Annotated in this window: 21 protein-coding genes and 2 pseudogenes; 7 read left to right on the top strand and 16 right to left on the bottom strand. The window is 67.5% G+C overall.

Going from position 1 to position 23658, the window contains the following annotated elements:
* The first annotated feature begins 25 nt into the window (after positions 1-25).
* Positions 26-760 carry an SDR family oxidoreductase gene (locus IAG39_RS17510; RefSeq protein WP_118935068.1) on the top strand — a complete coding sequence of 245 codons (735 nt, stop codon included), beginning with the start codon at positions 26-28 and terminating at the stop codon, positions 758-760.
* Here the strand turns inward: IAG39_RS17510 and IAG39_RS17505 are convergent.
* From IAG39_RS17505 to msrB, 3 genes are all read right to left on the bottom strand, one after another.
* The gene (locus IAG39_RS17505) at positions 641-1792 is read right to left on the bottom strand and encodes a LysR family transcriptional regulator (RefSeq protein WP_223283504.1); all 1152 of its coding nucleotides are present in this window, start codon (positions 1790-1792) and stop codon (positions 641-643) included. The genes IAG39_RS17510 and IAG39_RS17505 overlap by 120 nt on opposite strands.
* Before the next feature lie 319 nt (positions 1793-2111).
* On the bottom strand, positions 2112-2804 hold the full coding sequence (gene msrA / locus IAG39_RS17500; RefSeq protein WP_118935070.1) for a peptide-methionine (S)-S-oxide reductase MsrA: 693 nt from the start codon (positions 2802-2804) through the stop codon (positions 2112-2114).
* Positions 2805-2835: 31 nt separating this feature from the next.
* Positions 2836-3336, bottom strand: coding sequence for a peptide-methionine (R)-S-oxide reductase MsrB (msrB, locus tag IAG39_RS17495; protein WP_059379625.1), 501 nt, complete (start codon positions 3334-3336; stop codon positions 2836-2838).
* Here msrB and IAG39_RS31775 point away from each other — a divergent pair.
* Positions 3287-3487 (top strand): annotated as a pseudogene (locus tag IAG39_RS31775) (hypothetical protein); the annotation flags it as partial. The gene msrB and the pseudogene IAG39_RS31775 overlap by 50 nt on opposite strands.
* On the opposite strand, the pseudogene IAG39_RS17490 reads toward IAG39_RS31775, so the two are convergent.
* The 3 genes and pseudogenes from IAG39_RS17490 to IAG39_RS17480 all read right to left on the bottom strand — a co-directional run.
* Positions 3389-3730: pseudogene (locus IAG39_RS17490) on the bottom strand (pentapeptide MXKDX repeat protein); the annotation flags it as partial. The pseudogenes IAG39_RS31775 and IAG39_RS17490 overlap by 99 nt on opposite strands.
* 42 nt (positions 3731-3772) lie before the next feature.
* Positions 3773-4564, bottom strand: coding sequence for a molybdopterin-dependent oxidoreductase (locus tag IAG39_RS17485; protein ID WP_118935141.1), 792 nt, complete (start codon positions 4562-4564; stop codon positions 3773-3775).
* 10 nt (positions 4565-4574) lie between these two features.
* Positions 4575-5207, bottom strand: coding sequence for a cytochrome b/b6 domain-containing protein (locus IAG39_RS17480; protein ID WP_118935139.1), 633 nt, complete (start codon positions 5205-5207; stop codon positions 4575-4577).
* Between the two features lie 147 nt (positions 5208-5354).
* On the opposite strand from IAG39_RS17480, the gene IAG39_RS17475 reads away from it, so the two are divergent.
* A complete protein-coding gene (locus IAG39_RS17475) occupies positions 5355-6083 on the top strand; it encodes a response regulator transcription factor (protein ID WP_059379629.1) in 729 nt (242 codons plus the stop codon).
* A complete protein-coding gene (locus tag IAG39_RS17470; RefSeq protein WP_118935137.1) occupies positions 6080-7552 on the top strand; it encodes a sensor histidine kinase in 1473 nt (490 codons plus the stop codon). Before IAG39_RS17475 ends, IAG39_RS17470 begins: the two co-directional genes overlap by 4 nt.
* A 7-nt stretch (positions 7553-7559) precedes the next feature.
* Here IAG39_RS17470 and IAG39_RS17465 read toward each other — a convergent pair whose 3' ends face one another.
* The 8 genes from IAG39_RS17465 to IAG39_RS17430 all read right to left on the bottom strand — a co-directional run bounded on the left by IAG39_RS17465 (position 7560) and on the right by IAG39_RS17430 (position 17203).
* Entirely contained in the window at positions 7560-10133 is a 2574-nt protein-coding gene (locus IAG39_RS17465; protein WP_118935135.1) for a PEP/pyruvate-binding domain-containing protein, read from the bottom strand.
* Positions 10130-10780, bottom strand: coding sequence for a TetR/AcrR family transcriptional regulator (locus IAG39_RS17460; protein WP_118935133.1), 651 nt, complete (start codon positions 10778-10780; stop codon positions 10130-10132). The genes IAG39_RS17465 and IAG39_RS17460 overlap by 4 nt, the downstream gene beginning before the upstream one ends.
* An 83-nt stretch (positions 10781-10863) precedes the next feature.
* Positions 10864-12021 carry an NAD(P)H-dependent flavin oxidoreductase gene (locus IAG39_RS17455; protein WP_059379633.1) on the bottom strand — a complete coding sequence of 386 codons (1158 nt, stop codon included), beginning with the start codon at positions 12019-12021 and terminating at the stop codon, positions 10864-10866.
* 89 nt (positions 12022-12110) lie between these two features.
* On the bottom strand, positions 12111-12923 hold the full coding sequence (locus IAG39_RS17450; RefSeq protein ID WP_187774043.1) for an anaerobic ribonucleoside-triphosphate reductase activating protein: 813 nt from the start codon (positions 12921-12923) through the stop codon (positions 12111-12113).
* Positions 12889-13071, bottom strand: a complete 183-nt coding sequence (nrdD, locus tag IAG39_RS17445; RefSeq protein WP_059379637.1) for an anaerobic ribonucleoside-triphosphate reductase — start codon at positions 13069-13071, stop codon at positions 12889-12891. Before nrdD ends, IAG39_RS17450 begins: the two co-directional genes overlap by 35 nt.
* Positions 13072-13142: 71 nt before the next feature.
* Entirely contained in the window at positions 13143-15137 is a 1995-nt protein-coding gene (locus IAG39_RS17440; RefSeq protein WP_059379788.1) for a ribonucleoside triphosphate reductase, read from the bottom strand.
* 111 nt (positions 15138-15248) lie between these two features.
* Positions 15249-15599 carry a DUF3325 domain-containing protein gene (locus tag IAG39_RS17435; RefSeq protein ID WP_042793406.1) on the bottom strand — a complete coding sequence of 117 codons (351 nt, stop codon included), beginning with the start codon at positions 15597-15599 and terminating at the stop codon, positions 15249-15251.
* Entirely contained in the window at positions 15596-17203 is a 1608-nt protein-coding gene (locus IAG39_RS17430; protein ID WP_118931908.1) for a PepSY-associated TM helix domain-containing protein, read from the bottom strand. The genes IAG39_RS17435 and IAG39_RS17430 overlap by 4 nt, the downstream gene beginning before the upstream one ends.
* 284 nt (positions 17204-17487) lie before the next feature.
* Between IAG39_RS17430 and IAG39_RS17425 the strand changes: the two genes are divergently transcribed.
* The 3 genes from IAG39_RS17425 (at position 17488) to IAG39_RS17415 (ending at position 21211) form a co-directional block, all read left to right on the top strand.
* A complete protein-coding gene (locus tag IAG39_RS17425) occupies positions 17488-18102 on the top strand; it encodes a ferritin-like domain-containing protein (RefSeq protein WP_059379639.1) in 615 nt (204 codons plus the stop codon).
* A gap of 9 nt (positions 18103-18111) precedes the next feature.
* On the top strand, positions 18112-20505 hold the full coding sequence (locus IAG39_RS17420) for a catalase (RefSeq protein WP_118931909.1): 2394 nt from the start codon (positions 18112-18114) through the stop codon (positions 20503-20505).
* Positions 20506-20692: 187 nt separating this feature from the next.
* Entirely contained in the window at positions 20693-21211 is a 519-nt protein-coding gene (locus IAG39_RS17415) for a YSC84-related protein (RefSeq protein ID WP_276310539.1), read from the top strand.
* Positions 21212-21234: 23 nt separating this feature from the next.
* Here IAG39_RS17415 and IAG39_RS17410 read toward each other — a convergent pair whose 3' ends face one another.
* Complete coding sequence (locus tag IAG39_RS17410; RefSeq protein ID WP_118932015.1) at positions 21235-22215, bottom strand: Bug family tripartite tricarboxylate transporter substrate binding protein; 981 nt, start codon at positions 22213-22215, stop codon at positions 21235-21237.
* Between the two features lie 14 nt (positions 22216-22229).
* A complete protein-coding gene (locus tag IAG39_RS17405) occupies positions 22230-23651 on the bottom strand; it encodes a M20 family metallopeptidase (protein WP_118931911.1) in 1422 nt (473 codons plus the stop codon).
* Positions 23652-23658: the final 7 nt, after the last annotated feature.

The raw sequence follows: 23658 nt of genomic DNA, 5'->3' as shown, positions 1-23658 counted from the left end.
AAACACGTATTTCAAGGAAATGAGCATGGGCAACGGTCTTGCGGGGCAACGGGTTGTGGTGGTCGGCGGTAGTTCCGGCATGGGGCTGGCCGTCAGCGAGCGATTGCTGGGCATGCACTGCGAGGTGCTGATCGTGGGCAGATCCCGCGGCAAGCTCGAGGCGGCGCGGGAGCAGTTGCGAGCGTTTGGCGCGCCGCGCCTGCACCAGGCGGATGTGACGAGTGAAGCGCAAGTGCAACGGCTGTTTGAAGAATCAGGCCGGGTGGATCATCTGGTCTGCACGGCTGCCGACATACGCGGCGCCTATGAGCTGCTAGCGAACCTCTCGCTGGACGCGCTCGACCGGGCCATCCGCTCGAAGGTCGTCGCGCCGATCCTGCTGGCCAAGCATGGCGCCCAGCGCATGGCGGCGCACGGTTCCATCACCCTGACTTCCGGCATTGCCGCCTACCGTCCCCGGCCGAAGGGCATCGCCGTGGCCGCGATCAATGCCGCGTTGGAGGGTGTGGTGCGCGCCATGGCGGTCGAGCTTGCGCCGTTGCGGATCAATGCCGTATCGCCGGGCTGGGTGGATACGCCCATCTGGAATGACGTGGCCGGCGCCGACAGCGGACCGCTTTTGGCGTCGATGGCCGAGCGGCTACCCGTGGGCCGAGTCGGTGCTGGCAGCGATATCGCGGATGCCATCGGCTTCCTGATCGGCAATGGCTACACGACCGGTACCGTGCTGCATGTCGATGGCGGCCATCGGCTCGTCTGAGGCGGCCGCCGCGAGGCGGATCATCTCGATAAAGGCGGCCACCTGGCGCGTAGGCGTTCGGTGCAAGATGAGCAGGCAGATGGGAAGACCGGCTCCCGCAGTGGACAATGGCCGCCACTGGACGCCTGCCGTTGTTAATGCGGGATCCATGGCCATCCGCGGCAGGATCGATACCCCGAGGCCTGCGGACACCATCTGTATCAAGGCCGGTACGCTCTCGGCGACACCGCGGATACGCGGCTGCGCCGGGGCTTCCTGCAGCACGGCCTCCAGGTATGCCCGATACCGGCAGCCTTCCATCGTGACAACCAGCGGAAACGCGGCAAGCGCGTCGGCCTTGATGTCAGCAGCCTGGCATAGCGGATGCCCTGGGGGCATCACGACCACCGGCATGTCCCGCGCAATGGCTTCCACCCGAAGGTCGGCGTCGTTTTCCGGCCATCCGTGCACCAGACCAAGGTCGGCCGTCCCATCGAGCACCGCCTGGGCGGTTGCCATGGAGTTTTTTTCCTGGACCGCAACCTGCGTTCCGGGCTGCATGCCGGCAAAGCGCAGCAGTTGCGGAACCAACACACTGGTGCACAAAGTCTGCGGCGCGGCGACCCGGATCGTGCCGCCCGAATCGCCGACGTTTTCGCGGACTTCCCGGAAGGCGTCATCGGCCCGCGCAAGCAATTCGCGCGCTCGAATGGCCAATCTCTCTGCGGCCGGGGTGGGCTGCAGGCGATTGTTCTGGCGGACGAACAGCGCCTGGCCGACGCTCTCTTCCAGCGCCCGTATCTGTTCCGTAACGCTGGGTTGGGACAGATGCACCTGTTTGGCGGCTTTCGTGAAGCTCAGCGTTTCCATCGCCGCGACGAAGATCTTTAGCTGTCGTAGTTGGAACATGTGGGTACGGGGTTGTGCCGAGCGGTTCAAGTCCAATGCGTACAAATCGAACAGTTCAACAAATTGTATGGTGTTCGACGGCAAAATTTGACGGCTTGTGGGAGTTTGGCGCTCACTCTGCCCATTTTCAACCTCTTTCAGCATTGCCATTTTTCAGGCAACCATTAGGTGTAGGCATGGGAAGCGTCTACGGTTTCCGTCTACGGTACCTGCTGCTTGTCTTTGCCTGGCCCACGAGCGGCAAATGAAGCTGCTGAAGCAGTATTTTGAGGAAATGATGAATCTTCGGGTCCTGTAGTCTTCGGTGCGTTCAAACTCCCGGCGTTGGGTACGGGCACGTTTCTCGCCATCAAGTCGCATTACGGTGGAGAAAAACGGAGACGCAGGAAAAGAAGGAGATGAGAGCTTCGTAGCCTGGCGCGCGGCCGACTTCATTCCGCGCGGCCGGCTCCATCTATCGTTTTCAGTTCACCAGTACGGGCTTGTCCCGATAGCGCTGCGGAAACGTCTTCGCCAGGTTCTCGACCTTGGGCACGTCGTTCACCATGATGTACATGCTGTACGGATGGCGCACGAGATAGTCCTGGTGGTAGTCCTCGGCGGGGTAGAAGGCCTTCAGCGGTTCTATCGTCGTGGCAAGCGCCTTGGGATAGACGCCGGTCTTGTTCAGTTGCGCGATGTAGGCCTCGGCCACCTTGCGCTGGTCGTCGTTCGCGGGGAAGACCGCGGAGCGGTACTGGGTGCCGGTGTCCGGACCCTGGCGGTTGAGCTGGGTGGGGTCGTGGGCCACCGAGAAATAGATCTGCAGCAGCTGGCCGTAGCTGACCTGGGCGGGGTCGTAGGTGATCTCGACCGCTTCGGCGTGACCGCTGCGTCCTCCGCTGACGGTGTCGTAATTGGCGGTGGACGCCTGGCCGCCGGCGTAGCCGGAGACGGCCGAGCTCACCCCCTTGACGTGCTGGAACACGGCTTGCACGCCCCAGAAGCAACCGCCGGCGATGACGGCCTTTTGCGGAGCGGCGGCCGCGGGCTGGTCCAGGGCCGGGGGCGGAATGACGAAGGCGGTTTCGGCGGCGCTGGCCGAGGCGGCGCCCAAGAGGCCGCAGGCGGCGGCCAGCGCGGCGCAGAATTTGCGGGGCAGGCGGGTGGCGGACATGGTCTCTCCTGATGGATGGGGCGGCCCGAGTTCAGGCCTGCGGGGTGAATGCGAGGGCCACGCCATTCATGCAATAGCGTAGTCCGGTCGGGCGGGGGCCGTCGTCGAAGACATGGCCCAGATGGCCACCGCAGTTGGCGCAATGCACGGCGATGCGCGTCATGCCGAAGCTGCGATCCTTGGTCTCGCCGACGGCGCCGTCCAGCGGCTGCCAGAAGCTGGGCCAGCCGGTGCCGCTGTCGAACTTGGTGGACGACGAGAACAGCGGATGGGCGCAGCCGGCGCAGGCGTAGGCGCCCTTGCGATGCTCCTTGTCCAGCGGGCTGGAGTAGGGACGCTCGGTGCCTTCGCGGCGCAGTACCTCATATTGTTCGCGCGTGAGCCGTTCGCGCCATTGCGCGTCGCTCAGCGTGTAGGGGAAGGCCTGGGCGGCGGCGGCCGGGCCGCCGCGCGCCGCAAGGACCGGGGCCAGGCCGGCGGCGATGGCCGCCGCGCTGCCCAGGCCCAGGAAATGCCTGCGGTCTAGTCTCATGACATGCTCCGGAACAGGGCTGGTGGGTTGGGAGTCACTGCTTCATGCCGTCTTTGGACATGCTGTCCTTGGACATTCCGCCTTTGGACATTCCGCCTTTGGACATTCCGTCCTTCGACATGCCGTCCTTCGACATGCTGTCCTTCGACATGCTGTCCTTCGACATGCCATCCTTCGACATGCTGTCTTTCGACATGGAGTCCTTCGACATCCCATCTTTCGACATGCCGTCCTTGGACATGCCGCTCTTCGACATCCCATCCTTCGACATGCCATCCTTGGACATCGAGCCGCCGCCCATGGCGTCCTTGCTCATGTTGTCGGCGGCGTGGACTGCCGCGGCGCCGAAAGCCAGGCACAGGGACAGCGCGGCGGTGGTAGCGATTTTCTTCATGATGCGTTCCTTTATGGAGAGTGAAAGCGTGAAAGATTCCACCTAGCTGCCGCCGAACCAGTTGTAGCCCTGGTCCTCCCAGTAACCGCCCGGGTAGGTGTTGGTGACGAAAATTGCCTGTATGTGCTTGGGGTTCTTGTAGCCAAGCTTGGTAGGCATGCGCAGCTTCATGGGGAAGCCGTACTCTGGTGGCAGCGTCTGGCCGTCATAGGTCAGCGCCAGGATGGTCTGGGGGTGCAGTGCGGTGGGCATGTCGATGCTGGTGTAGTAGTCGTCGGCGCATTTGAAGCCCACGTACTTGGCGCTCAGGTCCGCGCCCACGCGCTTGAGGAAGGCGGAGAACGGCACGCCGCCCCATTTGCCGATGGCGCTCCAGCCTTCGACGCAGATGTGCCGCGTCACCTGGTCGATCTGCGCCATGGCGCGCAGTTCCTCCAGCCGCCAGCGGCGCGTGTCGGCGACCAGTCCGCTGACTTCCAGGCGGAACGATTCCTCGTCCACGTGGCGGACCTCGTCAATGCCGTAGTAGGCATTGAAGGGGAAGGGCCGCGTGATCATCGATTCGGGATAGGTCGGCGCCAGCTTGTTGGGGTCGAAGAGCCAGCCCTGCACCCGGTCGTTGAAGCGAGAAACTGCGGTCAGCGCTTGTTCCACGCTGTCATCGTCCGACAGCGAGCATCCCGACAGCATGGCCAGCCCGCCCAGGGTCAGGCTGTTGCGCAGGAAGGCGCGGCGCGAGGGCTGTTCGACCCGTTTTTGCAGGATCCTTCCGGCTTCCTTGAGAATGGCCGGGCCGTCCAGGCCGGGGAGGGAGGGGCGCTTGTGCTTGTTCACGGAGGGCTCCTTATTTGCCGCGGATCATGGCGATCAGGCTGCGCGGCACCAGTGCCACCATCACCAGATGGATCGCCACGAAAGCCGTCAGCAAGGCCATGGCAATGAAGTGCACGCGGCGCGCGGTCTCGTATCCGCCCAGCAGCTCGCGCAGCAGTTCGAACTGCACCGACTTCCACAGCACCAGCCCGGACAGCACCAGCACGGCGATGTCGGCCATCACGAACAGGTAGGCCAGCCGCTGCACCTGGTTGTAGCGGCGCGGATCGGCGTGGGCGAGCTTGCCGCGCAGCGCCGCGCCCAGGTCTGCGGCAATGCCGCGGATGCTCAAGGGGAAGAACTTGCGCCAGAGGCGGCCGGTGGCCAGATTCATGGCCAGGTACAGGATGCCGTTGAAGAACAGCAGCCACATGCCGGCGAAGTGCCATTGCAGGGCGCCGCCGAGCCAGCCGCCCAGCGTGATCTCCCGGGGGAAGACGAAGTCGAACAAGGGCGAGGCGTTGTAGATGCGCCAGCCGCTCATTGCCATGACCACCACGGCCAGGGCGTTGAGCCAGTGCATGGCGCGCAGCCAGCCGGGATGGACGGGGGCATTGGCGGGCGGGACGGGCGGCGCGTCGTGGCTTGCGGGGGTGGCCAGCATGGCGGGCTCCGGGGGGCTGGTTGTCGTTGGAGCCATTCTTCCCCGTGGCCGATACCGAAGTCCTCACGCAAACTTAAATTAATTGTGATAACTCGGCGGCGCGGATTGGCGACAATAGGCGCATAACCCTTTTTGAGTTTCCCGCCCATGGACACGCCCCGACGCGTACTCATCGTCGAAGACGACGCCCACATCGCCGAACTGCTGCGCCTGCATCTGCGGGACGAAGGCTACGCGGTCGAGCATGCCGCCGACGGCAACGAAGGCATGCGCAGGCTGGAGGAAGGCGGCTGGGACGCCCTGGTGCTGGACCTGATGCTGCCCGGCATCGACGGCCTGGAAATCTGCAAGCGCGCCCGCGCCATGGCGCGCTACACGCCCATCATCATCACCAGCGCGCGCTCCAGCGAGGTGCACCGCATCCTGGGCCTGGAGCTGGGCGCGGACGACTACCTGGCCAAGCCGTTCTCGATGCTGGAACTGGTGGCGCGGGTGCGGGCGCTCCTGCGCCGCAGCGAAGCCCTGGAGCGCAACGCGCGCATCGACGCCGGCAGCCTGGCCCTGCACGGCGTGGCCATCGACCCGGTGGCGCGCACGGCCGAGGTCGACGGCCGCCGGCTGGACCTGACGCCGCGCGAGTTCGACCTGCTGCATTTCTTCGCGCGGCACCCGGACAAGGTTTTTTCGCGCATGGATCTGCTGAACCAGGTATGGGGCTACCAGCACGAAGGCTATGAACACACGGTCAACACCCACATCAACCGGCTGCGGGTGAAGATCGAGGCGGACCCGTCGGATCCGCAGCGCATTCTGACGGTGTGGGGCAAGGGCTATAAATTCGCCGCGGGGCCGGCCGGCGCGGGAGGCGCATCATGAAGCGGTTCACGCTTACCCAACGGCTGTCCGCCGTGTTCGCGCTGTTGTTGCTTGCCAGCTGCGGCGCCTCGGCCTGGCTGCAGATCGCGGCCAATTCCCGCTATGAGCAGGAGGTGGTCCAACGCCTGTCCAGCGGACTGGCGCAGCACATCGCCGGCGCCAACGAATTGATGGACACCAACGGCTGGAAGCCCGCCGCGGTGCGCTCGCTGTTCGACATGCTGATGGCGGTGAATCCGGCGGTCGAGGTTTACCTGCTGTCCAATGACGGCCGCATCGTGGGCGATGCCGCGCCCGCCGGCCAGATCAAGCGCGACCATGTCGACCTGGGACCGGTCAAGCGCCTGTTGGCCGGCGACATGCTGCCCATCACCGGCGACGACCCGCGCAGCCTGGACGCGCAGAAAGTCTTCAGCGCCGCGCCAGTGCGCGTGGGCGGGCAGGAAAAGGGCTACGTCTACGTGGTCTTGCAGGGCCAGGCGCACGACGCCCTGGCGATGGCCGTGTCGCGCAGCTCGGTGCTGCGCACGACCTTGTGGTCGATCGCGCTGGTCGCGCTGCTGGGCCTGGTGGCGGGCCTGGCGGCGTTTGCCTTGATCACGCGCCCGCTGCGCGGCCTGACGCGCGCGGTGCGCGCCTTCGACGGCGACGACGGGCAGGCCCTGGCCGCGCTGGAGCGTCCGGGCGACGCAGCGGCGCGCAATGGCGACGAGATCGCGGTGTTGCGGCGCAGCTTCGTGCAGATGGGCAAGCGCATATCCGACCAGTGGCGCGAACTGACGCGGCAAGACCAGCAGCGGCGCGACCTGGTCGCCAATATCTCGCACGATCTGCGCACGCCGCTGACCTCGCTGCACGGCTATCTGGAAACCCTGAGGCTGAAGGACCAGACGCTGGACGCGGACGAGCGTCGCCGCTACCTGGACATTGCGCTGGCCCAGAGCCGCAAGGTCGGCCGCCTGGCGCAGGAACTCTTCGAATTGGCGCGGCTGGAGTCCGGGCTGGTGCGGCTGGAGCCCGAGACCTTTTCGCTGCCGGAACTGGTGCAGGACGTGATCCAGAAGTTCGAGCTGGCGGCCGAGGCGCGGCAGCAGCGCCTGACCACCGATATCCCGCGCGAGTTGCCGCCGGTGCGCGCGGACCTGGGGCTGATCGAACGCGTGCTGACCAACCTGCTGGACAACGCCATCCGCCACAGCCCGCCCGGCGGCCTCATCGAACTGCGGCTGGGCAGCGCGCATGACCTGGTGCAGGTGCAAGTCAGCGATACAGGCGAGGGCATACCGCAGGCGCTGCGCGCGGGACTTTTCACGCGGGCCAGCGCCTTGAATCGCGGCCCTGGCGACGGCGGCGGCCTGGGGCTGGTGATCGTGCAGCGCATCCTGCAGTTGCATCACAGCGAGATCCGGCTGGTGGACCGCGCCGGAGCGGGCGCGGTGTTCCAGTTCGATCTGGCCGCGGCGCGCTAGCAGGCTTCTACGGGCCGGATGGACCCGGGCTGGAAGCGGATGCCAGCCGCCGCACCGTGCCGCGCGACGCGTCCACGTCCAGCATGTCGCCGGTGGCGACGTGCCGCATGATGCCCTGCACATTGACGATTGCCGGTATGCCGAACTCGCGCGCCACGATGGCGCCATGCGACAGGTAGCCGCCTGCCTCCATGACCAGGGCGCCCGCCCGCAGGAACAGCGGCGTCCAGGCCGGGTCGGTGGACGCCGCCACCAGGACGCCGCCTGCGGGCATGGCCAGGCCCTCGGATGGCGTGCGGGCCACGAACGCGCTTGCCTGCGCGCGGCCTCCGGCTGCGGGCGTGCCGCGCCAGGTACCGGTGGCGCCGGTATTGTCAGACGCAAGGGGCGATAGCGTTGTGGAAGCGCCCTTGGCGTATTCAGCGATGACGTCCTGATCCGGCGTAGCCGCCCAGGATTCCAGCTGAGTCCGGCGCAGGGCGGCGCGGCGGCCTGCCGCGGCGGGCGCGAGCCTGGCTTCGGCCAAGGCGACGAGTTCGGCGGCGGTCAGATGGAAGATGTCGTCCGCGGCGGCCAGGCCGTCGGGACGGACGTAGCGCCGGCCCAGCGCCAGCGCGTTCCTGCGAGCGGCCGCAAGATAGGCTACCAGGACGCTGCGCGCGGCCTCGCGTTGCCTGCCCTCGATGCGTGCCGCGGCCAGCAGCCGGGCGATCAGCGGCCGCTGCCAGAAAGGCAATGCCGCGCGCAGGCGCTGCCGGGCCTGGCTTGCCGCGCTGTCCTGCCGGGCGCGCAGCGCGGCAGCGTCGGCGTCGGTCAGCTGCAGCACGCTGTCCAGCAGATAGGCGGGATCTTCGCGCCAGCGCGGGTTGCGCAGATAGGTTTCATAAACGGCGCGGTGGCCATATTGGCGCAGGAAATCCGCGAAGGCCGGCTTGAAGGGAGCCCCATCCGGCAAGGCGTTCTGCCAGCCGGCGCTGTCGCGCCGGGGATCGCGCAGCCAGTCCATCACCCGTGCGTCGTCAGCGGCCAGCTTGGCCAGCGCCATCAGGGCGTAGCTTTGCGCGGCGGTCACGCTGGGTTCGCCGCCAGCCATCAACGCGGCCGTGAGCGCATGGCCTTCGCCCGGGCAGGCCTTTTCCACCAGTTCCAGCAGCTTGTGCAGCGCGCCGCCGCCCGATCCTTGCAGGAAGAACAGTTGGTCCGCCGCCAGCACGGTGAGGAACTGGTCCCACAAGCGGGCGCCCAACGCGGCGTTGGATGCGGGCGCGGGCTCGTCCAGCCAGGCTTGGGCGCGGGCGAACAGGCGCGGCAGGTCCAGTTCCGCCTGCTTGCGCAAGGGCGCTGCGCGGCGCAGGTAGCGCAGGATGCGCGCGCCATGCCGCAAGCGTTGGCCCAGCGTCAGAGGCGCTACCTCGATCTCGGGCTGGGGGCCGCCCAAGAGGGCGTTCATGGCTTTAGGCTGCACGCCCAGCGCGTCATAACCCACCCACTGGATAAGCGAGGCGTCCAGATAGACCCGGCCCTGGAACAGCGCCGCCAGCCGCAAGCCCGGCAGGGGGGTATAGCCGCTCAATTCAAAGCCCGTGATCAGCATGCGTTGCGCCATGACGCGCCCCGTATCCCATTCCAGCGCCGACATGGCCAGCGGCAGCACTTCGCGGGTGTTGCCGCGCGACCAATAGGCGGGCTGTGCGCGCAGCGCCGGATAGGTGTGGCGCGCCGCCACGGTGACGGGGCGGGCCTGCACGATCCAGAAGCGCCGCCCGTCCCAGACCCATTCGATGTCGTAGCCGCCGCCGGCATAGTCCAGCGCGCGCGCCGCGTCGCGCACGATGTCGCCCAGGGCTACGGCCTGCGCGTCGCTCAGCACGGCCTGGGCCGCGAGCGCGGCGGGCGTGGAAGCAAGCAAGGTGCCGGAGCCTTCCGCGGCCTGGCTGGCGTGGCGTTTGGCGCCGATGCGCCGGTCGTCCAGCGGCCAAGCCTGGCGCAGATAGTCTTCGCGCAGGCGGTATTCGTCGCCTTGCGCCGCGCCGTCGACCAGCGACTCGCCCAAGCCCCAGTTGGCGTGGATGACCATCTCATCGTGCCGCCCCGACACGGGATCGATGGTGAAGGCGATGCCCGAGGCGACCGCGTCGATCAGCGGCATGACGACCACGGCCATGCCGGCAGGGTCCAGCCCCAGCTTCTGCCGGTAGGCGCGCGCCTGCGGCGTCCATTGCGAATCCCAAACCTGCCGGACCGCGTCGCTCGCCGCATCCGCACCGCGCACGTTCAGGCAGGAAAGATGGATCCCCGCGAATGAGGCGCCCGCGGAATCTTCCTGTGGTGCAGACGAGCGCAAGGCCAGCGGCCGCTCGAGCCAGCCGCGCGCGGCCAGTTCATCGCGCAGCGCCTGGGCGACGGCGGGCGGCAGCGCCTGGCCCGGTTCGTGGTCGAGGCTCAGCGCGGCCGGCAGCACGAAGCCGTCGGGCACCGGCACACCCAGTTGCGCCATGCGGCCCAGCTGCCAGCCCTTGCCGCCGACGGCGTGCGGGCCGGCCAGGGCGGCGGCAGCCCAGTCCAGCGCGGCGGCAGTCATGCTCCGGCCTCGGGGTGTACGCCGCGCACGAACAGACTGATGGCGGCATCGAATTCTGCCTTCAGGCTGCTGCGAGGTTGATCCAACCAGCGCAGCATCGCGCCCAGATACAGGAATTGCAGCTGATGGGCCAGTTGCCCGGCGGCAAGATCGGTACGCGCCTGGCCGGCGGCCTGCGCTTCTTCGATCAGCGCGGTGTACAGCGCCTGCATGCCGCTGCGCGGGTAGCGGCCGTCGTCGTGCGCGCCGGGCTGCAGCGTGGACAGCCGGTAGCGCAGGTACGGCCCCAGATAGGCGCGATGCGATTCGGACCAATGGGCCGACGCATGCAGTAGCCGCGTCAGGCGCTGCGCGAGGGTGGGCAGGGCGCGCAGCGCGGGCTGGAGGCCACGGACGCTGGCCGCCAGCTCGCCATGGAAGCGGTGCGCGAGCAGGGCTTCCTTGACGGGGAAATGGTTGTACAGCGTGCCCTTGGATACGTCCGCCTGCGCGGCGATCTGTTCCATGGTGACCGCGTCATAGCCCAGGGTCTCGAACAGGCGCCAGGCGGTTTGCGCCAGGTGGTCCAGGGTCTGCAGGCGCTTGCGTTCGCGACGCCCGGCTTCGGGCGCGGCGGATTCGGATGAAGGGAGGGCAGAGGAATCCATGGTGCGAAATAATTGAACGACGAATAATATTGTACGTCGTTCAATTATTTTTGGAAATCCCGCCCAAGACGGTCTTGCGCGACTCAGGCCGCGGCGGGCATCTCGCCGTGCAGCAGATAGTCCATCAATTCACGCACTGAACGCACGGCGTTGCCGAAGGGCAGCTTGGACGCGCCGCGGAAGAACAGGCCGCGGCTGACTTCGCCGCGCATCGCGGCCGCCAGCTTCAGGTCGATGCAGAATTGCCCGAAGCGCGCCAGGCCGTCGCGCAATCCGCATTGCGTCAGGCAGTCCATGCGCTGGCTGCAGCGGCGCGCATCGCAGCGGGTGTTGGCCTGCAGCGTCTTTTCCTGGCGCAGGTAGCGCGTCAGCCAGGGCGTTTCCACGGCGCGGGCGGGCAGGCCCGCGACGCTGGTGAATTCGGCCAGCTTGTCCGGATCGGCGTCGATCAGCACGCGCTTGAAGTTCTCGTGCGCGTCGCCTTCGCTGGTGACGGCAAACGCCGTGCCGACCTGCACGCCGTCCGCGCCGTTGGCCAGCCAATGGCGCACTTGCTCATGGCTGCCCACGCCGCCCGCCACGATCAAGCGGGGGGCGTCGGAACCCAGCGCCAGTTCCTGGAACAGCTTGTGGCAATCGGCCAGCACATGCTGGAAGTCGAAGCGCTCGCTGTGCACGTCATCCAGCCGGGCCGCGCCCAGATGGCCGCCGGCGTACCCAGGGTGTTCGATCACCACGGCGTCGGCCATGCGGCCCTTTTTCATCCATTTCTTCAGCACCACGGCCACGCCGCGCGCCTCGGACAGGATGGGCACCAGCGCTACCTTGGGGTAGTCGGCCGTCATCTCGGGCAGGTCCAGCGGCAGGCCGGCGCCCATCACGATGGCGTGGGCGCCGCTTTCGCAGGCCTGGCGCACCAGGGCGGGGTGGTCGCGCACCGCCTTCATGACGTTCACCGCCACCAGGCCGCGGCCCTGAGCGGTGTCCAGCGCGGCGCGCACCTCGCGGTCGAGCGCTTCCTGGTTGGCACTGTCGATGATGTCGCGGTCATGGCAACGCTCGGTTTTCTCCAGCAGATCGGGGTGGTGGTGGCGCAAATCCACACTGGCGATGGTGCCCATGGCGTTCTGGCTGGCGACCGCGCCGGCCAGGCGATGGGCGGATACGCCGACGCCCATGCCGCCCTGGACGATGGGCAGCAATTCGCGTCCGGCTAGGGTGAGTGATTTGAACCACGTCATGATGAGTCTTTCCTCTTTTCAAGTGGACAGAGGCTAGAGCAAGGGGAGTTGGGTCGCCTTGCGCAGAATCAAGTGCGGCAGCACCTGGCTCAGCGATAGGCGAACTCCTCGAACCATTGCATCAGCAGCGCCAGGGCCGGGGCGCTTAGCGCGCGCACCGGGGGCGCGTCGGGCGAGCGGCGCACGCCCTGCACCGCGAAGCGGCGCACGCCGCGGCGCGCCAGCTCGCGCGCCAGGGTCAGCAGCCGCGTCTCGTCCAGCCAATCCGGATGCCAGGTGATGCGGCACTCGAAATCGATGCCGGCAGCCAGCAGTTGCGTCAGGCAGGCCAGCGCGGGGCGCTGCGAATCGCGGCGGCCAGTGACGTCGTCATAGCCCTGGGCGTCGGCCTTGATGTCCAGGCCGACCCAATCCAGATGGCGCAGCACGTCGGCCAGGCGCAGGGGATAGATGCCGGCGGTATGCAGGCCGACGCGGTAGCCCATGCGCCGGACGTCGCGGATCATCTGCGGCAGGCGCGGTTCGCTCAAGGGCTCGCCGCCGGAGAACACGATGGCGTCCAGCAGGCCTTTGCGCGTTTCCAGGAAGGCGCGGATCTCGCGCCAGTCGTAGCGGGCGGCGCGGGTCTGGAGTTCGACGTTGTGGCAGTAGTGGCAGCGCCAGGGGCAGCCCGCGATGAATACGACCGCCGCCAGTTGTCCGGGCCAGTCCACGGTGGAAAACGGCACCAGCCCGCCGACGGCGTGCGAATGCCGCGGCAAGGGCTGGGCCACCGGTTGCGGCGCAGCCGGGTAGGCCGGGCGCGCCGTCAGCCGCCGCGTGCCCGGGCCGCAGCCCGGGGTCGACGCGGCGGCTCGCGTGGCGCCCTCAGGCGCGGCGTTCGACGAAGAAGCGGCGTTCATTGAATTCGCCCTGTTTGCCGGTGTTGAAGGAAGTGACGGGGCGGTGGTAGCCCATGACGCGGGTCCAGATCTCGCAGCGCACGCGCTGGCTGTCGTCCAATTGCGCGGCGGGAGCGGTGGCGACTTCGGGAGCGATCAAGGTTTGCATGGCGGTTCCTTATGGAGTGGATGCCGGGCGGGCTGCCCGGCGGTCCGGCCTGGGGGCTGGCCTTTACAGCCCTAGGCCGGGGTGCAGCATGCCGCTTGCTTGGCCAGCAGTTCGGCATCGCATTTCGGGCAGAACTCGTGGTGCCCCGCCAGATAGCCATGGTTGGGGCAGATGGAGAAGGTCGGCGTGACCGTGATGTAGGGCAGCCGGAAATTCGACAGCGCGCGGCGCACCAGCTGCTTGCATGCGGCGGAAGAAGAAACGGCTTCGTTCATGTACAGATGCAGCACGGTGCCGCCGGTGTACTTGCCCTGCAGCGTTTCCTGCAGCTCCAGCGCATGGAAAGGATCGTCGGTGTGGCCCACCGGCAGCTGGCTGGAGTTGGTGTAGTAGGGCTGCGTCTCGCTGCCCGCTTGCAGGATGGCGGGATAGCGCTTCCTGTCTTCGCGCGCGAAGCGGTAGGTGGTGCCTTCGGCGGGCGTGGCTTCCAGGTTGTACAGGTGGCCGGTCTGTTCCTGGAACTCGGTCATGCGGTCGCGCACGCGGTCCAGGAGGCGCACGGCCAGGGCGTGGCCCGCGGCGGTGGTGATGTCCTCGGCGTCGGCCGTGAAGTTGCGGACCATCTCGTTGATGCCGTTCACGCCCAGCGTGCTGAAGTGATTGCGCAGGGTGCCCAGATAGCGGCGGGTATAGGGGTAGAGGCCCTGATCGATGTAGCGCTGCACCACCTTGCGCTTGGTTTCCAGCACGTCGCGGCCCAGTTCCAGCAGGTGGTCCAGTTGCTGCATCAGCCGCGCTTCGTCGCCGCGGCAGGTGTAGCCCAGGCGCGCGCAGTTGACCGTCACCACGCCGACCGACCCCGTCTGCTCGGCCGAGCCGAACAGGCCGTTGCCGCGCTTGAGCAGTTCGCGCAGGTCCAACTGCAGGCGGCAGCACATGGAGCGCACCATGTGCGGCTCCAGGTCCGAATTCAGGAAGTTCTGGAAATAGGGCAGGCCATAGCGCGCCGTCATTTCAAACAGGCGCTCGGTGTTGGGGTGGTCCCAGTCGAAGTCGGGGGTGATGTTGTAGGTGGGGATGGGGAAGGTGAACACGCGGCCCTTGGCGTCGCCAGCCATCATGACTTCGATGTAGGCGCGGTTGATCATGTCCATCTCGGTCTGCAGGTCGCCGTAGGAAAAAGGCATTTCCTCGCCGCCGATGTACGGGATCTGGTCCTTCAGGTCCGGCGGGCAGGTCCAGTCGAACGTGAGGTTGGTGAAGGGCGTCTGCGTGCCCCAGCGGCTGGGCACGTTCAGGTTGTAGATGAGTTCCTGCATGGACTGCTTCACGTCGGCGTACGTCATGGCGTCGCGGCGGATGAAGGGCGCCATGTAGGTATCGAAGGAGCTGAACGCCTGCGCGCCGGCCCACTCATTCTGCAGCGTGCCCAGGAAGTTGACGATCTGGCCGATGGCCGCGGACATGTGGCGCGGCGGCGTGGCTTCGACCTTGCCGGGGATGCCGTTGAAGCCTTCGGTCAGCAGCTGGCGCAGCGACCAGCCGGCGCAATAGCCGCTCAGCATGTCCAGGTCGTGGATATGGATGTCGCCTTCGCGGTGGGCGCGGCCCGCCTCGGGCGCGAACACGTTGGACAGCCAGTAATTGGCGGTGACTTTGCCCGCCACGTTCAGGATCAGGCCGCCCAGGCTGTAGCCCTGGTTGGCGTTGGCGTTGACGCGCCAGTCGCGCTGGTCCAGGTATTCCTCCATCGCGCTTTCCACGTCCACCAGCGTGTGGCGCAGCGCGCGCAGCCGGGCGTGCTGTTCGCGGTGCACGATGTAGGCCCGCGCGGTGCGCCAATGGCCTGCCTGGACCAGGGCTTCCTCGACGCGGTTCTGGATGGTCTCGACGCCAGGGCAGGGGTTGCCTTCCAGTGCGGCGATGACGGTGTCGGTCAGGACTTGCGCGCCCGCCAGATCCAGTTCTCCCGTGCTGCTGCCGGCGGCCGCCATGGCTTGGGCGATCTTGTCGCGGTCGAACGCCGCGACCCGGCCGTCGCGCTTGAGGATGTGCTGGATATGCATGACTGACACCATATGTAGTAGGGTGTGGAAACTCTACCACCACATATGGTGCAGGAATTGCCCCGCACCGCCGGGATATCAGGCTTGCTTGATGCGCGTCAAACCTGCGCTTCAGAAGCCGATGCCGACCCCGGCCAGGGATATTGCCACCGCCAGCGCCGCGGTACGGGCTGCCGGACGCGGCGCCCATGACAGCATGCCGACCCAGAGCAGCGCGCCCGCCGACAGCCAGCCCAGCCATGCCACCACGCCCACGGTATTGCCCCACAGGCCCACGCAGGGCAGCAGGGCCAACGCCAGCAGCAGCACGCCGGCGCCGCGCAGCACGCGGGTATGGCCGGCGGAGGGATCGCGTCCCCAGACCTGGTCGTAGTGGCGCGGCATGGCCAGGCTCAGGCAGGCCATGCCCGAATAGGTCAGCAGCAGCGCCATGGAAATTGCGTACAGGTCGTTGGTGTTCATGCGGCCGCCTCTGCATCACTGCGGGGATTGCGCCGGACGGGCGCGGATGCGGGCCGTCGCCACAACAGCAGGGCCGCCCAGCCCGATAGTACGCCGAATGCGACGGACGTCAGTTCGACGCCGGCGCTCTCCCAATCGCCGCGCGCGATCTGCGCTGCAGGATGGTCGCCCAATGTGATGAACGACAGCGCCGGCAGCAGCAGGCACAGCGCCGACAGCAGCACCAATTGCGAGATCCAGGCGCGGCGCGGGCTGCACAGCCAGGCATGCGCCAGGGTCAGCGCCCACGCCAGGAAGAAGCAGCGCAGTTCCCAAAGCGCGCGGTTCTCCAGCGCCACGGGCAGCAGGCGGTTGGCCCAGAGGTAGCTGATGCAGGCGATCGCCAATCCGGCCAGCGCGGCCACGTTCAATCCTTCTATCAGCCGGTACATGCGCGCCGTGGCGCTGCCGAACTCGCCGCCATGCTTGGCGCGGCGCTTGACCATGAACAGCAAGGCGCCCGTGCCCATCATGGCCGCGCCCGCCAGGCCGCAGACGAAGTACAGCCAGCTGATGCCCAGCCCGCCGAACTTGGACATGTGCAGGTCGCTCATCACCTGGAACGTCAGCGCCGGCGCGCCGCCGTGCACGCCGCCCGCGGGCCGCAGGCGCAGCAGCTCGCCGCTGGCGGAGAACTCCGCCATGCCCGTGGTGGCGCTCAGATTGCGGAAGGTGTCGGCGTCTTCGTTCCAGCCATAGACGCCGATGCGCATGGAGCTGTCTTCGGGATTGTTGATGACGATGGCGCGCGCGGTCTGCCCGATCAGTCGTTCGCCGCGGGCCACGATGGGCTCGAGCGCCGGCATGGCCAGCGCCACGCCGCTGCGGGCGGGCCGTTCTTCGCCCGTCAGCTCGGCCAGGTACAGGCGGCTGGCCTGCGGGCCGGCGCCATAGGTCGCCGTGACCGGGGCCGGCATGAGCTGGGCGCTGGAAATCACGATTCCCGTGTAGGCAATCATGAACTGGAAGGGCAGGGTCAGCACCGCCACCGCGTTGTGCGCGTCCAGCCAGGACCGTTGGCCCTTCTTGGCGCGGAAGGTGAAGAAGTCCTTGAAGATGCGCTTGTGCGTGACCACGCCGGAAATCAGCGCGACCAGCATGGCCATGCTGGCGAAGGCGACGATCCACAGCCCCAGGCCGGCGTCGTGCAGCGTGTAGTGGAAGTCCACGAAATGCGTGCCGCCCATCGTCGCGCGGCCTTCGGCATCGTGGTGGTCATCCAGTTCGGCGCCTGTCTCGGGGTCGAGCTCGGCATCCGCATATAGGCCGTTCTGGTCGAACCAATAGGCCGTCAGGCCGTTTTCGTGAAAGCGGTCCACCGGCCAGATTTCCCACATGCCGGCGCCGGCATGGTTGCGCGCCATGTAGTCCACCGCCAGTTCCAGCCGGCGGGCGCGGTCCACCGGCACGCTTTCCTTTTGCGCGGCCAGGGCTTCCGCCTCGCGGTGCTCGGGCGTCATCCAGTGGGTAATGGGCTCGGAGAAGACGGCCAGCGATCCCGTCAAGAAGACGGCGAACAGCAGCCAGGAAAACCACAGGCCGACCCAGGTATGGAGCCAGGCCATGGATAGGCGGAAACCGGATTTCAGGACGAGCCTCTTTCTTGTTGGCGCCGCCGCGAGCCTGGCGGTCTGATTTTATTGAGAATGGTTCCAATTCTAGTCTAAATGGGGACGAGGTTGTCCTTGCCCACAGTCTTGTATTTTTTGCCGCGGAGGCGGCATCCGCTCCGAGCTGCCGCAGGGCAATTGCCATCGCGCGGACCGGGCATGGCGATTGCTGGGTAGGCGCTCCATCCGCATATCCGCCGCAGGCATGCGCGGATGCCCATCCAGAAGAGGAGCGCCCAATGAAACGCAAAGCCGGAAATGCCTCGCAAATCGAGGAACTGCTGTACCAGGCCCTGGAAACCGAAATTGGTGGCCTGGCCGTGTACGAAACCGCCGTGTCCTGCGCGGTGAACGAGGATCTGAAAAAGGAATGGCTCGGCTATCTGGAAGAAACCCGCACCCACCGCCGGGTGCTGTTGACGGTGTTCGAGCAGCTGGGCCTGGACCCGCAGGCGCAGCCGCCGGGCCGCCAGGTCGTGCGCCACATCGGCGAGGCGCTGGTCAAGGCCATGAAGATGGCGATCAGCGCGGGCGATCCGGACGCCGCCCAATTGGTCGCCACCGAATGCGTGGTGCTGGCCGAAACCAAGGATCACGCGAACTGGTCCCTGATCGGCGTGATTGCCGAACAGCACAGCGGCGACGAGGCCAAGGTGTTGAAGCAGGCTCACGACGCCGTGGCAACGGACGAGGACCATCATCTCTATCACACGCAGGGCTGGTCGCGCGAGCTGTGGATCGAATCGCTCGGATTCCCCGCCGTGCTGCCGCCTCCCGAAGAGGTCAAGCAGGTCGAGACCGCCATCGGCGCCTCGCGGGCCGAGCAGGCGCGCGGCAAGATGCTGAGCCACTAGGAGATTGCGATGCCAGCCAAGAAAGCAGCAGGCAAGGGCGGCGCGGGCGCGGCCGTGGACACTGCCTATCTGAACACGGACAGCGGCCCGGCGTCCGGACCCGCGGGCAAGCCCAGCCACCCGGCGCTCAAGCGCGCCGCGGCCGTGGGCGAAACGGCCGCCGCGATTCCCCACAATGCCGGCAAGGCGGCGGAGTACGGCGAAGAAGGGGCGCGCTGCCCCTATGCCGGCGCGCACGTCGCGGCAGCGGATCCTTCCGCGACGGCCAGTTCGCTGTCCGAAACCGAGACCTCGGCCAAGACCGGGGGCGCGGCCGCGGCCGGCGTCAATGCGGCCGACGGACGGCTGGAGCGCGTGCGCGCCGATGCTGGCGGGCAGATGCTGACCACCAACCAGGGCGTGCGCGTCAGCGATAACCAGCACTCGCTCAAGGCGGGCCTGCGCGGGCCGGCTTTGCTCAAGGACTTCATCCTGCGCGAGAAGATCACGCATTTCGACCACGAGCGGATTCCCGAACGCATCGTGCATGCGCGCGGTTCGGCGGCGCACGGCTATTTCGAATGCTATAAGCCGCTGACTGGCCTGACCGCCGCGTCCCTGTTCGCCGAAGCCGGCAAGCGCACGCCGGTGTTCGTGCGCTTTTCGACGGTGGCGGGCGAACGCGGCTCCAAGGACACGGCGCGGGACGTCCGCGGTTTCGCCGTGAAGTTCTATACCGACGAGGGCAACTGGGATCTGGTCGGGAACAACATGCCGGTCTTCTTCATCCAGGACGCGATGAAATTCCCGGACCTGGTGCACGCCGTCAAACCCGAGCCGCATCATGGCATGCCCCAGGCCGCGTCCGCGCACGATACCTTCTGGGACTTCGTGTCGCTGATGCCGGAATCCACTCACATGCTGATGTGGCTGATGTCGGACCGCGCCATCCCGCGCAGCTACCGGATGATGCAGGGCTTTGGCGTGCATACGTTCCGCTTCGTCAACGCCGCGGGCGAGTCGCGGCTGGTGAAGTTCCATTGGAATCCCATTCTCGGCACGCATTCGCAGGTGTGGAATGAAGCCGTCAAGGTGTCTGGCGCGGATCCCGACTTCCACCGCCGCGATCTTTGGGAGGCGATCGACGCCGGCAATGGCCCGCAGTGGGAGCTGGGCGTGCAGGTGTTCACCGAGGAGCAGGCCGAAGGCTTCAGCTTCGACGTGCTGGACGCGACCAAGATCGTGCCCGAGGAACTGGTGCCCGTGGTGCCGGTGGGGCGGATGGTGCTGGACCGCAACCCCGACAACTTCTTCGCCGAGACGGAGCAGGTCGCCTTTTGCGCCGCCCACATCGTGCCGGGCCTGGACTTCACCAATGACCCGCTATTGGCAGGGCGCATCCACTCCTACGTGGACACGCAGATTTCGCGGCTGGGCGGCCCCAACTTCCATGAAATCCCGATCAATGCGCCGCTTGCGCCCGTGCACAACAACCAGCGCGACGGCATGCATCGCCAGGCCATCCACCGCGGCCGCGTGGCCTACGAGCCCAACTCGCTTGCAGGCGGCTGTCCCTTCCAGGCCGGCATGGAAGGCTTCGTGTCGTTTCCGGAGCCGGAGACGGGCGACGAATTGCGAGGGCATCCTGAAAAATTCGCCGAGCATTACAACCAGGCGACGCTGTTCTATGAAAGCCAGGCGGACTGGGAAAAGCGCCACATCGTCGACGCCTATGCCTTTGAATTGAGCAAGGTCACGGTGCCGGCGGTGCGCCAGCGCATGGTCGCGTCGCTGCGCAATGTGTCCGAAGAACTGGCGCGGGGCGTAGCCGACCAACTGGGCATGGGCTTGCCTGCGCCCTTGCCGCGGGCGATCGAGCTTCCGCCCAAGCCGGAGGTCGAGGTGTCGCCGGCATTGTCGTTGGCCGCGCGCCCTGGCGACGGCGGCATCGCCACGCGCAAGGTCGCAATCCTGGTGGCGGAGGGCGCGGATGGCAAGAGCGTGTCGGCCGTGGCCCAGGGCCTGATCGCGGCGGGCGCCATTGTGCGGCTGGTCGGGCAGCGCATCGGACCCGTCCCGGCGGCCGGGGGCGGCACGCTGGATGCCGACGCCTCCCTGGACAACCATCCTTCGGCGCTGTTCGATGGCGTGGTGGCGGCGGGCGGCGAGGCCGCCGTGGCCCGCCTGGAATCGGACGGACGCGTGCTGGAGTTCCTGCGCGACGCCTACCGCCATGGCAAGACCTTGATGGGCATGGGCGAGGGCGTGCAGTTGCTTGCCGCGGCGGGCCTGTCCGCCGATCCGGCGGATGGCGGACTGCTGACGATGGACGCGACGGCCCCCGCCAAGAGCGTGTCGTTCTTCATCGAAGCCCTGGGCCGGCATCGCCACCCGCAACGGGAGACTTCGCCGCCCAGGGTTTGACGTGGCCTCGGTGGCCGGGTGCGCATGCATCTTGACAAGGCATCGGCGCCTGCCAATACTCATCCAGCAAGTCGGGGCGAGCGCGTCGGCGCTTGCCGTCCTTTTCCTTTCGAGATCAGGGGGCTGTATGCGTCGCGCATCCGTTTTGCCTATGAGTATCCGCGGCTGGCTTTGGGTCAGCCTTTTTTTGTGGGTTGCCTGTTTCTTCCTCGCGCCGCAGGCCAGGGCGGAGTCCGCGGCAGAGCTCAGCCGGGAAGCGCAGGGTGCGCTGGATCGCCTCTACCAGCAGGAACCCAAGACGCGTTTACTGGGCGACAAGGCGGTGGGCGTGCTGGTGTTCCCCCGCATCCTGAAGGGGGGGCTGCTGGTCGGCGCGGAAACCGGCGACGGCGCGCTCATGCGCGGCGGCAAGGTCCAGGCCTACTACAACATATCGGCGGTGTCGTTCGGTCTTCAGGCCGGCGCGCAGGAGTTCAGCTATGCGCTGTTCTTCATGAATGAGCCGGCGCTGCGGTACCTGGACCAGAGCGACGGCTGGTCGCTCGGCGCCGGCCCCAGCCTGGTCGTGGTGGACGACAGCTATGCCGTCAGCATTACCACCACCACCCTTAGCCAGGACGTATATGCCGTGCCATTCGGCGGACAGGGACTGATGGCGGGCATGGGCCTGGAAGGGTCCAAGATCACCCGCACCCAACCGGACTGAGGCCAGGCGTCAGCCCGCCGCGGCTAGTCCAGGGTGATGCCGGCGCGGGCCGCCACTTCAGAAAAGGTGCGCAGTTCCTTCGTGATCTGCGCCTTGAAGGCCGGGGCGGGCAGATACACGGGATCGAGCGCCAGGTCGGCCACCGATTTGCGCACCTGCGGGTCTTCCATGATTTCCGCCACGGCGCGGCTCAGGGTGTCCACCACGGGGGCCGGCGTGCGCGCCGGCGCCACCAGCGCGTACCAGCCCACGAAGGAAACATCCGCCATGCCGGCCTCCGCGAAAGTCGGCACATCGGGCAGTTGCGGCATGCGGCGTTCGCCCGTCACGGCCAGCGCGCGGATCTTGCCGGCGCGGACCTGAGGCGCGGCGGAGGACACGGTGTCCACGCCCAGGTCGACCTCGCCGCCTATCATGGCCGTGACCAACTGCGCGCTGCCCTTGTAGGGCACCGGCAACATCTTGGCGCCCGCGGCCTCGGCGTACATCTCGCCGGCCAGGTGCGGCGCGGACCCGGGACCGAAGGTGCCGTACATCAGGCCGCCCTTGGCGCTTTGCTGCCGGGCCAGCGCCGCCGCTTCCTGCACGGTGCCGGCCGCCAGGCCGTTCTTGGCCAGCAGCACCACGGGCGCCATGGCGACGATGGCGATGTGTTCGTAGCTCTTTTGCGGATCGTAGGGCAGGCCGGGCTTGAGCGCCGGCAGCACGGTATAGGTGGTGCTGCCCGACAGCATCAGGGTGTAGCCGTCAGGCTGCGCGCGCGCCGCCGCTTCCGCGCCGATCACGGTGGATGCGCCCGGGCGGTTTTCCACGATGACCGGCTGGCCGAACTTGCCGGACAGCTTGTTGGCCAGCAGCCGCGCCACGGCGTCGGTCGCGCCGCCCGGCGTGAAGGGCACGACGATCTTGATCGCCTGTTCGGGATAGGCGGCATGGGCGCCGCCCGCATGCGCGGCGGCGGCAAGGCTTGCGGCCACGAGGGCGGCGCGGAGTTTGACGTTCATGTCGGAGATCCCGGTCACTTGGTGTTGGAAGACGGAGTTGCGGCCGCCAGGCGCAGGGCGCTGCCCTGGTCGCCCAGGTCCCAGAACAGGCCGGCCATGATGGCCAACCCCTCGCGGGCGACGCTGCCCAGCAGGTGTTCGTTGGGTGCGTGCTGGGCGCAGGCGGGATAGGAATGCGGCACCCACAAGGTGGGCAGGCCCAGCTGGTCGGCGAAGATGTCGTTGGGCAGGGAACCGCCCAGGTTCGGCAACAGCGCCGGCCGCTTGCCGGTGCTGCGTTCCAGCGAGGCCGCGGCCCAACGCACCCAGGGATTGTCGGGCGACAGACGGGTGGCGCCGGCCTGCATGCCGATGCGCACTTGCACGTCCTCGAAGCCCGCCGCGCGCAGATGCTCCTTTACATGCGTTTCCAGCGCCCGCCAGTCCGTGCCCACCACGAATCGCAGCTGGCACCAGGCCACGGCTTCGGGCGGGATGGCGTTGACCGGCTTGGCCGGATCGCCGGCGCCAAAGGTCAGGACGTCCAGGCTGTTCCAGCCGAACACTTTTTCGGGCGCGCTCAGCCCGGGTTCGCCCCACCAGGCGTTGATGTCGGGGTCGTCCTCGCCGCCGCCGACTTCCAGGTCGGCCAGCGCCTCGGCCACCGCGTCCGGGATGGGGGGCGGACGCAGGCCGGGCACCGTGATGCGGCCGCGCGCGTCCACCAGCGTGGCGATGGCATGCGCCAGCACGATGGCGGGGTTGGCCAGCAGGCCGCCCCAGTTGCCCGAGTGATAGCCGCGTTCGCGCGCACGCAGCTTCAATTCGAAGTTCACCGCGCCGCGCGAGCCCATGAACAGGGTGGGACGCCGGGCGCTCAGGCGCGGGCCGTCGCTGGCGATGAACACGTCCGCCGCCAGGGCCTCGCGCTGCGCCTCGCAGAAGGCGGCCAGTCCGGGCGAACCCGCTTCCTCGCCGGTTTCGATCAGCCAGATCGCGTTGAAGCCCAGCGCGCCAACGCGCGCGGCGATGACCTGGCGCAAGGCTTCCAGGTTGATGCTGTGCTGGCCCTTGTTGTCGGCGGTGCCGCGCCCGTACCAGCGGTCACCCTCGACCTGCAGGCGCCAGGGATCGCGGCCGGCCTCCCAACGGGCGGCACTGCCGCGCACCACGTCGCCATGGCCGTACATCAGCACCGTGGGCAGGCCGGCCTGCTCGATGCGCCGCGCCACCAGGATGGGCAGGTCGGCGCCCGAGGGATTGGGATGCACCTCGCAGGCGAAGCCCAGCTCCTTGAGCAAGGGCAGCAGTTCTTCATTGAGGTAGGCATGCTGGGCCGGCGCCTGGTCGGGCACTTCGCTTTCCGTCGCGTAGGCGACGCGACGGGCCAGCGCGGCATGCAGGTCGCCATTGTCGTAGGCTTGAACGGCTTGGAGCAGGGCTTGTTCGCGTGTCACTTGGGCG

This window comes from Achromobacter xylosoxidans (assembly GCF_014490035.1).
GTDB classification, from domain to species: domain Bacteria; phylum Pseudomonadota; class Gammaproteobacteria; order Burkholderiales; family Burkholderiaceae_B; genus Achromobacter; species Achromobacter bronchisepticus_A.
Note: the sequence above shows the minus strand (reverse complement) of the source record. Positions and strands in the feature narration are given on the sequence as shown.

Bases quoted from the DNA above. Each gene is read 5' to 3' on its own strand.
- IAG39_RS17430 (WP_118931908.1), bottom strand. From the start codon at position 17,203: ATGGCCTGGCTCCATACCTGGGTCGGCCTGTGGTTTTCCTGGCTGCTG.
- IAG39_RS17420 (WP_118931909.1), top strand. From the start codon at position 18,112: ATGCCAGCCAAGAAAGCAGCAGGCAAGGGCGGCGCGGGCGCGGCCGTG.
- IAG39_RS17465 (WP_118935135.1), bottom strand. From the start codon at position 10,133: ATGACTGCCGCCGCGCTGGACTGGGCTGCCGCCGCCCTGGCCGGCCCG.
- IAG39_RS17455 (WP_059379633.1), bottom strand. From the start codon at position 12,021: ATGACGTGGTTCAAATCACTCACCCTAGCCGGACGCGAATTGCTGCCC.
- IAG39_RS17460 (WP_118935133.1), bottom strand. From the start codon at position 10,780: ATGGATTCCTCTGCCCTCCCTTCATCCGAATCCGCCGCGCCCGAAGCC.
- IAG39_RS17510 (WP_118935068.1), top strand. From the start codon at position 26: ATGGGCAACGGTCTTGCGGGGCAACGGGTTGTGGTGGTCGGCGGTAGT.
- msrB (WP_059379625.1), bottom strand. From the start codon at position 3,336: ATGAGACTAGACCGCAGGCATTTCCTGGGCCTGGGCAGCGCGGCGGCC.
- IAG39_RS17425 (WP_059379639.1), top strand. From the start codon at position 17,488: ATGAAACGCAAAGCCGGAAATGCCTCGCAAATCGAGGAACTGCTGTAC.
- IAG39_RS17435 (WP_042793406.1), bottom strand. From the start codon at position 15,599: ATGAACACCAACGACCTGTACGCAATTTCCATGGCGCTGCTGCTGACC.
- IAG39_RS17480 (WP_118935139.1), bottom strand. From the start codon at position 5,207: ATGCTGGCCACCCCCGCAAGCCACGACGCGCCGCCCGTCCCGCCCGCC.
- nrdD (WP_059379637.1), bottom strand. From the start codon at position 13,071: ATGCAAACCTTGATCGCTCCCGAAGTCGCCACCGCTCCCGCCGCGCAA.
- IAG39_RS17450 (WP_187774043.1), bottom strand. From the start codon at position 12,923: ATGAACGCCGCTTCTTCGTCGAACGCCGCGCCTGAGGGCGCCACGCGA.
- IAG39_RS17505 (WP_223283504.1), bottom strand. From the start codon at position 1,792: ATGCTGAAAGAGGTTGAAAATGGGCAGAGTGAGCGCCAAACTCCCACA.
- IAG39_RS17475 (WP_059379629.1), top strand. From the start codon at position 5,355: ATGGACACGCCCCGACGCGTACTCATCGTCGAAGACGACGCCCACATC.
- IAG39_RS17470 (WP_118935137.1), top strand. From the start codon at position 6,080: ATGAAGCGGTTCACGCTTACCCAACGGCTGTCCGCCGTGTTCGCGCTG.
- IAG39_RS17410 (WP_118932015.1), bottom strand. From the start codon at position 22,215: ATGAACGTCAAACTCCGCGCCGCCCTCGTGGCCGCAAGCCTTGCCGCC.
- IAG39_RS17440 (WP_059379788.1), bottom strand. From the start codon at position 15,137: ATGCATATCCAGCACATCCTCAAGCGCGACGGCCGGGTCGCGGCGTTC.
- msrA (WP_118935070.1), bottom strand. From the start codon at position 2,804: ATGTCCGCCACCCGCCTGCCCCGCAAATTCTGCGCCGCGCTGGCCGCC.